The sequence below is a fragment of the Rubrivivax gelatinosus genome (assembly GCF_004340905.1).
In the GTDB taxonomy this organism is placed as follows: domain Bacteria; phylum Pseudomonadota; class Gammaproteobacteria; order Burkholderiales; family Burkholderiaceae_C; genus Rubrivivax; species Rubrivivax gelatinosus.
The window spans coordinates 188988-200461 of record NZ_SLXD01000001.1; the positions used below are offsets into that span (position 1 = coordinate 188988).

General features: G+C 67.6%; 7 protein-coding genes, 1 pseudogene and 1 CRISPR repeat array. All 8 genes and pseudogenes read right to left on the reverse strand.

Annotated elements, in window-relative coordinates:
* Positions 1 to 357: 357 nt before the first annotated feature.
* A complete protein-coding gene (locus EV684_RS00890) occupies positions 358 to 618 on the reverse strand; it encodes a helix-hairpin-helix domain-containing protein (protein ID WP_242478430.1) in 261 nt (86 codons plus the stop codon).
* Positions 619 to 664: 46 nt separating this feature from the next.
* Positions 665 to 1891, reverse strand: coding sequence for an amidase family protein (locus EV684_RS00895; RefSeq protein WP_132644320.1), 1227 nt, complete (start codon positions 1889 to 1891; stop codon positions 665 to 667).
* Between the two features lie 209 nt (positions 1892 to 2100).
* On the reverse strand, positions 2101 to 2652 hold the full coding sequence (locus EV684_RS00900) for a hypothetical protein (RefSeq protein WP_132644321.1): 552 nt from the start codon (positions 2650 to 2652) through the stop codon (positions 2101 to 2103).
* Between the two features lie 29 nt (positions 2653 to 2681).
* Positions 2682 to 3407, reverse strand: a complete 726-nt coding sequence (locus EV684_RS00905; RefSeq protein WP_132644322.1) for a hypothetical protein — start codon at positions 3405 to 3407, stop codon at positions 2682 to 2684.
* A 153-nt stretch (positions 3408 to 3560) separates the two neighbouring features.
* Complete coding sequence (locus EV684_RS00910) at positions 3561 to 3773, reverse strand: LuxR C-terminal-related transcriptional regulator (RefSeq protein ID WP_243651004.1); 213 nt, start codon at positions 3771 to 3773, stop codon at positions 3561 to 3563.
* A gap of 43 nt (positions 3774 to 3816) precedes the next feature.
* A pseudogene (locus tag EV684_RS24635) lies at positions 3817 to 4065 on the reverse strand (response regulator transcription factor); the annotation flags it as partial.
* Between the two features lie 296 nt (positions 4066 to 4361).
* Positions 4362 to 9173: direct repeats of the CRISPR family, unit length 36 nt; unit sequence GCTTCAATGAGGCCGAGGCGGAGCGCCTCGGATGAC.
* Positions 9174 to 9390: 217 nt separating this feature from the next.
* A complete protein-coding gene (cas2, locus tag EV684_RS00920) occupies positions 9391 to 9663 on the reverse strand; it encodes a CRISPR-associated endonuclease Cas2 (protein WP_200222296.1) in 273 nt (90 codons plus the stop codon).
* Positions 9664 to 9709: 46 nt separating this feature from the next.
* Complete coding sequence (gene cas4g/cas1g / locus EV684_RS00925) at positions 9710 to 11467, reverse strand: CRISPR-associated endonuclease Cas4g/Cas1g (RefSeq protein WP_132644324.1); 1758 nt, start codon at positions 11465 to 11467, stop codon at positions 9710 to 9712.
* Between the last annotated feature and the right edge of the window lie 7 nt (positions 11468 to 11474).

The window sequence follows — 11474 nt, forward strand, 5'->3', positions numbered from 1 at the left end:
CCCCGCGCCGATGGCCGTGGCGAACAGACCCAAAACCCACGTCCGGTCGTGAGCGGTCCAGGATGATTCAGCGACGGGGGCGCGTACGGCGCCTGCGTCTATTCTGGTGGTGGCGGACATTGTTGCTACTCCTCTTCGATGCACCGTGATCGGTCAAGGTGAGCACGGTTGAGAGGCAGTCTAGGAATGCAAAAACGCGCCGCCGGGGCGAATCCGGAGCGGCGGTTTGGGCGCCGGAGTGGTTGGTTTGGCGCACGAGCGGAGGCCCTGCTGCGCTGCTGCGGCGCAGCAAGCGGGCACAACGGCGGCGTGTCGTGCGGCTGCCTGGCGCGCAGCCGCGGCGCGGTGAAATCCGGCTCAGCGCACGCCGTGGACGCAGGCCAGCGCCGCCGCGATGGCCGCCTGGATCGCGGCCCGGGCCTGCGGGCTGTTCTTCCAGCAACTGCTGCCGCTCAGTCGCGCGCCCTGCTCCAGCAAGTCGCGTGCGTCGGCATCGGCCAGCGCGGCCAGGCTGCGGATGCCCATCTGCTCCAGGCGCTCGACCACCCGAGGTCCGACGCCGCGCGTGGCGAGCAGGATCTCACGTTCGTGGGCGGCGAAGTGCAAGGGGTCGGACATCGGCATGGCGCTGGAGGATCGGTTGCTGCGTGTCTTCACGACAAGGTCAGGACTGTGAGGCTGAATCCCACAAGCGCAAGCTGGTATCTAGCAGAAACTCGTCTTGATAGTGACCGGTCGCGAGTGAAAGCCCCACCGGTATACCATCGACCTGGGCAAGCGGCAGGGTGATTTCAGGCAATCTCGCCACACCGGCAAACGACGTGACGGCCATGGTGCGGCCGTAGTAATCGAGCACCGCATCGAGGTTGCGGCCAGTGAGCACGCCCTTCTTCGGGGCCAGCACAGGTGCCGTCGGATAGCAGAAGACATCACCCGGCCGAACGAATGCCGCAACCCGCGCGAACAGGGCTTCGCACAGGTTCAGGGCGTCGCTCATCGCACTGCGATCAAAATTCTCGACATTGCGATATCCCGCCCGGAAATTGGGCCCTTGCTCGGGCTGGTTATCTTCGATCCAGCCCCCGATGGCGTTGGCGATCTCTGCCGTCTGCAGCACCCGGAGTGCGTCCTCGTTGCACGACCGCAGACTCACGTTCAAACCAGTGATGTCGCGCAGGGAAATGGACGTGACATTCACATGAGGCAGGCGGCCAAACTGCGCCACGCATCCCGAAAGAGCATCCTGGATGGCCGGGTCGGCCAGCTCGAAAGCCTCTTTCAGCAAATAGATGTTCTTGACCGGCGGCCGCGCCAGGTCGTGACTGCGCAGAAGCACACGCATCGCCCGCGACAGAACAGGCAGATTCCGCGCCAGAACACCCACCGTGCTGACACTCGGCGCAAAAGGCAGCACCCCGGCTTCGGATATGCGATGAAGACTCGGCCGCATGCCGCATACCCCACAAAGACTGGCGGGAATCCGGATCGAGCCTCCACAGTCGGTGCCCAGAGCAAAGTCGACCAGCCCGCAGGCGACGGCTGAGGCCGAGCCACTCGAAGAGCCACCCGGGATCCGATCAGGCGCCCGCGGATTCACCGGCGTGCCATAGAAGTAGCTTTCACCGTCCAGGCTGTAGGTAAATTCGTCGGCAATTGTCTTGCCGACACAACGCGCCCCGGCCATCAGCAGCTGCTCGACGCAGACCGCGTGATAGGCCGCCCGCGGATGGGCCTCACGCCACGGCTTGCTGCCATAGGATGTAAATCGCCCGCGGATATCGATGTTGTCCTTGACCGCAAAAGACAAACCATCCAGCACACCAGATCGATACGGAGCGATGTCAAAGATCTCGACAAAGGCGCTGGAGGTCTGGAAATCGTAGGTCTTCATTGGCAGTCATCGAACGAAGCGGAAAGACTCGGCGGCGGGGAAGACGATCCGCGCAAGATTGTCGCCCCCCCCGATGTCCCACCGGGGTGGCCGACGGGATCCCTCCCGATGTCCCCGGGTCGGTTGACCCCGTGCCGCCCCTGCGCAGGCGTCCAGGCCCCACGCAGGAGGCGGCAGCGGCCAGCATCATCGATGGCGCCGCGGCGCCGTCAAGGGACGTTCGGGTGGAAGGACACGGCCTTGCGGGTGCCCTGCCAGTACTCGGCGCTCATGCAGGCCGTCCAGTAGAGCTCGGCGGAGTCGTCGTCCTGCAAGGCGTCGCGCAGCAGCTCCAGGATCTCGGACAGCAGCATCTCCTCCCCGTGCCCCAGCTCCTGCATCCAGGTCAGCTCGCCTTTGGCCGCATTCCAGTAGCAGACGCCGCAGGCCCCGACGTCCCGGTCGCCTTGCAGCACCAGGTTGTGGTGCAGCGTCCGGTACGGGTGGCGTTCGAGCCTGGGCGCCACGAACTGCAGGACACCGTGGTCATGCCAGTCGTCGCGCTGGGCGTGGGTCCAGTAGATCAGGTGCTGCTGTTCGATCGCCTGCTGGATGCGCACCGTGTCCCAGTGCTGGTCGATGATGGTGTCGGCGACGCGGCCCGACATCGTGCAGCCGTACTGCCCCACGGTGACGAGATCGATCGCAAGCTCCTCGGACGGCGGCAGCACCTGCGGCTCGTGCCCGCCGTGGCCGCGGACATAGACCTTGTAGATGGACATGTCGGCTCCTTCGTGGCGGTGCGGCTGGCTCAGGCCTGGGGCTTGCCCGGGAGGCTGCTGACGGCGAGCACCGAGCCGTGCGGCCCCGTCACCGCCGGCGCATTGGAGCGCTGGAACCGGTCGTAGATGGTGCGGGCCTCGTCGAGTGCCGTGTTGATCTGGTCGTCCTTGAGCTTCATCGACGCCAGCTGGCCCCGGTAGATGTTCAGGAAGGTGTTGAAGCGGATCTTGCTCAGGTCCACCGCGGACTTCACCACGACGAAGGCGGAGGCCTTCTGCATGGTGCTGCGGATGCTCTGCGCCTGGACCTCAAGGTACCAGGCCATCAGGTCCACGCGCACGACGGACCAGCCCTCGGTGAGCACGTAGTACTGCTTCTTCGTGCCGGTGCTGGCGCCGCCGCTGCCGAGGAAGACCGTCAGGGCGTCGGTGATCAGGTTGCCCACGCCCGTCAGGATCTCGTCCTTGCCGCCCGAGCAGAAGCTCTTGAGCGCCGAGCTGACCGAGTCGCCGATCTTGGACACGCTGTCCGACGCGATGGCGTGGGTGTAGGTCTCGCTGTTGAGGACGGCCTCCACCGGCACCGTCTGGTTGTCCGGACTGCCGGCGGTGCGCAGGTTGGTGGAGATCTGCAGTTCGAAGAACTCGGCCTTGCTCTCGGCCAGCCGCGCCAGGTTCTCGACCAGCTCGCGCTGCATCTGACCCTGTTCCTTGGAGCTGTCGAAATCGTCGATGAGCTTGCGAATCGCTCCCATGATGAGCACCTCCTGAAGTGAATGGCGACCTGGATGCGACGCCGTCGGCCGGGTGGCCTGGCGGCGGCCCGCTGGGGAATCCAGCGAGGAGCCCATCATGCGAAGGGCGAGCGGGCCGTCCAATACCTCCGACGTCGTAGGGGGGCACCCGGGTCAGCCGCATGCGCCGGCGCGCGGACCGACGAGCGCAACCAGGCGGGCGGTGGTGGCGACCTCCAGCTTGCGCATCAGGTTCTCCCGGTGCTTGCGCACCGTGAGCGGGCTGATGCCCAGCCGGCGCGCGATCTCCTTGCTGGTGTGCCCGGCGACGACGAATGCCATCACCTCGCGCTCGCGGGCCGAGAGCGTTTCCAGGCGGGGGGCCACGGCACGCACGCCAGCGCTCGGAGCGGCGCGCGAGGGCGACGACTCCAGCGGCGCTGTGCACGCCCAGTTTGGCCATCAGGTTGCAGCGGTGCTTGCGCACCGTGAGCTCGCTGATGCCCAGCTCGCGCGCGATCTGCCGGCAGGACAAGCCCCGGGCCATCGCCTGGACCAGTTCGGTCTCCCGGCGCGTGAGCGGCGGGGCGGGCCGGTCAAGGGTCACGGGCGCGCCGGACCATGGCGGGGCGGCGACTGGCCGTGACTCATGCCGTGACCGTCGGCTGGGCGCGTGCACGCGCCCGCATCCCGGATGCTGCGTTCCATGAGGGGCCTCCCTGGCCTTGCCGACGACTCGCCGCGCCCAGGGCCCAGTGGTGATGAACGCCGTTCAGCCGAGATCTCCATCTCGCATCGGTCGCACCCCGTCTGCCGCAAACGCGAGAAACGGTCGTCGGTCAGTCAGATCGTGATGGAACACGATGCGCACGAGGATGTCGACGTCGGGGCGGGAAGCCATGATTTGTCGAAGTGGAGGCTGAGCGCCTCGGATGACGGCCGGCCCTTCGAACGCAGGTTGCGCGGGTTGCTCGTGCTTCAATGAGGCCGAGGCGGAGCGCCTCGGATGACCGGCGGAAGGCCTCGACTGCGGCATCGGCCTCGCGGCTTCAATGAGGCCGAGGCAGAGCGCCTCGGATGACTGTGGCGAAGGTAGTGCACTCCGCGGACGGGACGCAGCTTCAATGAGGCCGAGGCAGAGCGCCTCGGATGACCTCCACCGCGCCAGGTGAAATCCCCCTTGACGTCGATGCTTCAATGAGGCATAGACAGAGCGCCTCGGATGACCACAGCACGCTCACCGCCTGCTGCACCTTCAGCTGCAGCTTCAAGGAGGCCGAGGCAGAGCGCCTCGGATGACGTCGCCAGTCATCGGCACCTCGACTGGATCGGCCAGGGCTTCAATGAGGCCGAGGCAGAGCGCCTCGGATGACATCGACGTTGCCGCGCTGGTGATGCCCGAGGCGGCCTCGCTTCAATGAGGCCGAGGCAGAGCGCCTCGGATGACATCAGCGTGGCGTCGTCATCCTTGGCCGACGCCGGGCTTCAATGAGGCCGAGGCAGAGCGCCTCGGATGACCTGGCGGCCATCATGCGCGACGACCAGACCATGATGCTTCAATGAGGCCGAGGCAGAGCGCCTCGGATGACGACAATACCTCGCTGTGGGTCGTCGTATGGGGGCCGCTTCAATGAGGCCGAGGCAGAGCGCCTCGGATGACCTGCCCGGCGAGCTTGGTTGCCAGCAGCAGGTTGTCGCTTCAATGAGGCCGAGGCAGAGCGCCTCGGATGACGCGACCGGCTACCGCGGCGCGGCCAGCGCGACCGGAGGCTTCAATGAGGCCGAGGCAGAGCGCCTCGGATGACCTGGTTGCCCATCAGCAGGCCGCTGGCGGACATGTGGCTTCAATGAGCCCGAGGCAGAGCGCCTCGGATGACCTGGACTCGTCGCCGATCAAGATCCCGCTGGCTGCTGGCTTCAATGAGGCCGAGGCAGAGCGCCTCGGATGACCGGCCGCACCATGTAGTCGATCGCCTCGGACTTGCTGCTTCAATGAGGCTGAGGCAGAGCGCCTCGGATGACCAGGAACAGGCTCGGCGCGACGAGGCCGAGAAGCAACGCTTCAATGAGGCCGAGGCAGAGCGCCTCGGATGACCGGCGTGCTGCGCACGGCGTCATAGACCGATGGGTCGCTTCAATGAGGCCGAGGCAGAGCGCCTCGGATGACGGCCAAGGTATTCCTTCAGCTGCTCGGCACGCACGCGCTTCAATGAGGCCGAGGCAGAGCGCCTCGGATGACTCGTGCCGCGACAGGTCGCCGGAATGCTCGACGACGGCGCTTCAATGAGGCCGAGGCAGAGCGCCTCGGATGACGTCGCGGCGCAGTGACACGTCGAGCAGCGCGGGATTGCTTCAATGAGGCCGAGGCAGAGCGCCTCGGATGACCCGAGCGCCGTTCTGGCGCACCGCTACCCCAACACGCCGCTTCAATGAGGCCGAGGCAGAGCGCCTCGGATGACGCCACATCGTGGCGACGGCCTGCCACGTGCCCGCCTGGCTTCAATGAGGCCGAGGCAGAGCGCCTCGGATGACGGGCGCCGGCGGGTCCCAGTCGGTGGCTGCGGTGTCGCTTCAATGAGGCCGAGGCAGAGCGCCTCGGATGACGTCGCGCACGCGCACGCCGCCGCCCGAGTCGGCGGTGCTTCAATGAGGCCGAGGCAGAGCGCCTCGGATGACGTGTCCGGCCGTCAGCGCTGGAGCGGCGCCGACCTGCTTCAATGAGGCCGAGGCAGAGCGCCTCGGATGACCGGACGCCGAGCCGGAGGCCAGCAGCGATGAGCAGCTTCAATGAGGCCGAGGCAGAGCGCCTCGGATGACGAGGAACTCCTTCATCGTCAGCCGCTGGGGCGTGGCGCTTCAATGAGGCCGAGGCAGAGCGCCTCGGATGACATCGCGTGGAAGCGCGACGGGCACGTGAGCGTCAGGCTTCAATGAGGCCGAGGCAGAGCGCCTCGGATGACGAGCTACCGCAAGGGCCGCGCGATCCGCGACTACGTGCTTCAATGAGGCCGAGGCAGAGCGCCTCGGATGACCAAGATCGCGGCGCAGCGTGAAGCGGAGGCCGAGCGGCTTCAATGAGGCCGAGGCAGAGCGCCTCGGATGACAGCGACGCAAGGCCACGGGGCGATGGGAGTACACCTTGCTTCAATGAGGCCGAGGCAGAGCGCCTCGGATGACCTACCTCGACGGCATCAGCACGACGACGGGCAGCGTGCTTCAATGAGGCCGAGGCAGAGCGCCTCGGATGACGCCTATACCAGCGCGACGACGCGGCGCAGCTTCACGCTTCAATGAGGCCGAGGCAGAGCGCCTCGGATGACCGCCTCACGGGCGCGCTCGACGTGCGACAGGCCTTTGCTTCAATGAGGCCGAGGCAGAGCGCCTCGGATGACCCGCGGCAACGTGGGCGCCGCGTCGCAGGCCGCCGCGCTTCAATGAGGCCGAGGCAGAGCGCCTCGGATGACGGGCCGAGTCATCGAGTTCGTGCACCGGGTCAAGACGCTTCAATGAGGCCGAGGCAGAGCGCCTCGGATGACCCGCGTGGCGCTGGGCATCAGCACGCGCGAGGCCGGCTTCAATGAGGCCGAGGCAGAGCGCCTCGGATGACGCCGGCCGCGCGTCTGCAGGCGATCTCGACCTGGCGGCTTCAATGAGGCCGAGGCAGAGCGCCTCGGATGACCGGCAGCATGCTGCGGTGGGTGAAGCGTCGGCCGCGGCTTCAATGAGGCCGAGGCAGAGCGCCTCGGATGACCTGACGTACTGCTTGACCGCGGTGACCTCGGCCTTGTTGCTTCAATGAGGCCGAGGCGGAGCGCCTCGGATGACACCTTTTCGCCGACGCGCAAGCAACTGCTTGTCCTGCGGCTTCAATGAGGCCGAGGCGGAGCGCCTCGGATGACCTCCCTAGCTTTGCGCGCGCCGGGTAAGCCCGCTTCGCTTCAATGAGGCCGAGGCGGAGCGCCTCGGATGACATCGCGATCGGCCTCGTCGTGTAGTTGGACTCGGCGCTTCAATGAGGCCGAGGCGGAGCGCCTCGGATGACCCACGAGCGTCTGCAGGGTGCGGCGGGCGAAGGTGTCGCTTCAATGAGGCCGAGGCGGAGCGCCTCGGATGACCCACCAGGGGATGCTGCAGAACCTGATCGCCAACGAGCTTCAATGAGGCCGAGGCGGAGCGCCTCGGATGACGATCGCCATCCGCGAGCACAGCGCCGACGATCAGTCGGCTTCAATGAGGCCGAGGCGGAGCGCCTCGGATGACCTACGCCCGCGAGCTGCAGCGCCAGCAACGGAACGCGCTTCAATGAGGCCGAGGCGGAGCGCCTCGGATGACCGCCGCGATGGGCTCGCCGCTCGCGAGCGCAACTGTCGCTTCAATGAGGCCGAGGCGGAGCGCCTCGGATGACAGGTGCTCGGCCTTGCTGGTGATGGTCGACAGCGGGCTTCAATGAGGCCGAGGCGGAGCGCCTCGGATGACCCGAGCGTCACGTAATCAAAGACGTTTGCCACGAGCCGCTTCAATGAGGCCGAGGCGGAGCGCCTCGGATGACAAGGCCACGGCATCGGCGCAGTCATCAGCCGCTCCGAGCTTCAATGAGGCCGAGGCGGAGCGCCTCGGATGACGCCCGCCGCCTTGCGCTGCGCCCGGTTGCCCGTTTCGCTTCAATGAGGCCGAGGCGGAGCGCCTCGGATGACGCTCCACTATGCTCGGCTGGCACCACGGGCACCTGGCGCTTCAATGAGGCCGAGGCGGAGCGCCTCGGATGACGCTTCGGCGCCTGCGCATCGGCGGCGGCCAGGGCGGCCACCGCATGCTTCAATGAGGCCGAGGCGGAGCGCCTCGGATGACGCAGTGAGGCCCGTCGGCACCCAGGATGAGCCATCGCTTCAATGAGGCCGAGGCGGAGCGCCTCGGATGACCCGCAATCGACGAGGCCATCGAGCGGCTGCGGGCTGCGCTTCAATGAGGCCGAGGCGGAGCGCCTCGGATGACCCGGCGGCCGCCGTCGAAGAAGCTGCGTTGCAGCCTGCTTCAATGAGGCCGAGGCGGAGCGCCTCGGATGACTTCCTCTGCGGTTACGCCTTCAGCGTGGGGGAGTTCTCGCTTCAATGAGGCCGAGGCGGAGCGCCTCGGATGACCCCGACATCTGCATCGCTACCTTGACGGGAACTGTGGCTTCAATGAGGCCGAGGCGGAGCGCCTCGGATGACCTCGCCGACACGCTTCAAGCCTTGGAGGTCTGCGGTGCTTCAATGAGGCCGAGGCGGAGCGCCTCGGATGACGGCGCGCGCGCTGCAGATCAGCGTGCTGCGCGCGGAGCTTCAATGAGGCCGAGGCGGAGCGCCTCGGATGACCCGGTTCGCTCGAGACTCGTTCCTGAACTACGAGATGCTTCAATGAGGCCGAGGCGGAGCGCCTCGGATGACTGGGGCCGTGCCGGCACAGAACGACGCGCCCGGCCAGCTTCAATGAGGCCGAGGCGGAGCGCCTCGGATGACGCCGCTGCCGGCGGGCTTCATCGACGACGGCCTGCTGCTTCAATGAGGCCGAGGCGGAGCGCCTCGGATGACCCCCATCGTCGACGGGAAGCGCTGGGCCATGGATTCGCTTCAATGAGGCCGAGGCGGAGCGCCTCGGATGACGTCCGTCGCGGCGTCTCGCCCGGCGCGCTCGGCTTCCTGCTTCAATGAGGCCGAGGCGGAGCGCCTCGGATGACCAGGTAGGTCAGGCCGAGCAGCACGCCGTCGGAGCGCTTCAATGAGGCCGAGGCGGAGCGCCTCGGATGACAGGCCTTCGCAGAACGCCCGCCAGCACCGGATTTTGGCCCGCATTTGCGAGCGCTCCCGGGCCGAAGACGCGGCGGGCGGCAGGGTGCGGGCAGGGACCGACAGCGGGGTCATGCAAGTGCTTGTCAGACAGGCGCTTTGCGCTGCGCGAGCGCTCACCTGGGGCGGCCGCCAGCACCACAGCGCTCGCGGCTCCGCGGCAGGCCGTCATGCTGCGATCAGACGATCGTCGGCACGCGCTCGATCGGCACGAAGCTGCGCTTGCCGAGGCTCTGCACGCGCGGCTCGACACGGTCTGCGGGGCCGAGGTCGACAATCAGAACGTGATCCTCGGACGGCGCAATCGTGTCGGTGACGCGCGCCATCAGTTCGGCACGGCGCATGGCACCAAGCCGGCACTGGAACACCGACAGCTGCATCCACTCGCCGAAGCCGTTCATCAGCTTGAACACTGCGCGCCAGCGCCGCTCGTCGGCGATGTCGTAGGTCACGAGGATCAGGTGTTCGTCGCTCATGCACAACCTCCCGCAGGGGCACTCATCGCGTCGTGAAATGAGGGCACTGCTCCAGTTCGCCAAGCAGGTGCCGTCCCAGCAGCCGGCACTGGATCTCGACGATCTGCCGGTACTGCGCCGCATAGCCGAACAGCGGGTGCGTCACCTCCTGCGACATGCGTCGTTCGAACGCCGCGATGACGGCCCGGCGGCCGCGTTCGTTCAGGCCGACTGCCCCGGCGGCCGTCACGAAGTCGCCAGCGTCGACCTCGCCGTTGTTCACCAGGGTGAGCAGCACCGAGTCCGCGAGCAGCGGCCGGAAGGGCTCCATCATGTCCAGCGCCAGCGCGGGCCGCCCGTAGCGCGGCTGGTGGTAGAGGCCTCGATAGGCGTCAAAGCCAACCGCGGTCAGCGTCACCGCCAGCGTGCGCGACAGCAGCGAGTACAGGTACGACAGCAGCGCGTTCACCGGATCGCGCGGCGGGCGGCGGTTGCGCTGTTCGAAGTCGAAGGTCCAGGGCGTCGGCGGTTCGGCGCCCGAAGCATCGCCACTGCCTCCCAGCATTTCGCCGAAGTGTCGGAAGTAGCGTGCCGCGGCGTTGCCCTCGATGCCCAGCAACTGCGCCAGGTCGTGCGCGCGCTCGGCGGCCTCGACGTCTTGGCGGAACTCGCTCAGCAGCGACTCCGGCAACTCGCCGCGCTTCCAGTTGCGGCGCAGCAGCGTGCGCTGGTTGCGGATCTTGGCGGCCACGAGCCCGCGCGCGAAGCGCAGGCAGGCCCCGGCGTCGAAGCTGGCGCGGTACTGCGCGGTGCGCAGTTCGACGTTGCGGTGGCCCAGCCCGATCGTGTGCCCCAGGAACCAGCCGCCGTGCGACAACCAGGTGACCGGAATGCCGCGCGCCATCAACTCGTGCTGGGCCGGCGCGGTGAGGTAGACCCCGCCCTGCAGCACGAGCTGCGACACGTCCATCAGCCGCGCGTCGGCCACCTTCTCGTCGTCGACCGAGACCTCCAGCACCTCGCCCTTCTTGGACACCTTGGCGCCGCGGGCCTGCACGTACATCGGCAGCGCCGGCGTCTGCCCGACGACCAACGGCCGCGGCGGTGTCTGCGCGGTCTTCAGGTAGTGCACCTCGTCGGGCAGGCAGATGGACGCGAGCGAGCAGCGCGGGCACTTGGGGCTGTTCTCCAAAGGAGGAGGGATTTGGCCGCCGGTGGCCAGCAGGCGCAGCCCTGCGGCGGCCTGGCGCGCGGCCTCGCGCAGTTCGGCGTCGAAGGCGACGGGCACGCGCTCGCGCGACGCGGCGAAGTACAGCACCCCTTCGGGCGAGTCGTAGCCGTGTTCCTCCAGCAGCAGCGCCTGCACGCAGAGCTGGATGCGCTCAGGCTCGTAGGCGCCGCGTGCGACGTGCGGTCTCCGGCCGTGTTTGTAGTCGACCGGGACGGCCCGCCGCCCGTCGAACTCGGCCAGGTCCAGCTTGGCCACCAGCCCCAGCGCCGGCGAAGACAGCTCCAGCGATTGCACGTGCACACGCACGGGCTCGGCCGCGGCGTCATCCGGCGCCGGCGGCGTGCCGGAGCGCTTGTCGACACGCCGGTGCCTGCTGCGCCCCTCCACGGTGTCGGCCGACTCCGCCCACTCGCCCTGCACCCACTCCAGATACGCCAGACGAGGGCAGTAGGCGTACTCGTTGACCATTCGCGCCGGCAGCAGTGGCACACCGGGAGGCAGGGGCGGAGCGTCCAGCGGCAGGGATGACTGCGCGGCGGTGCTGCCGGCCGACTCGATCGGACTATCCATGTTTGCC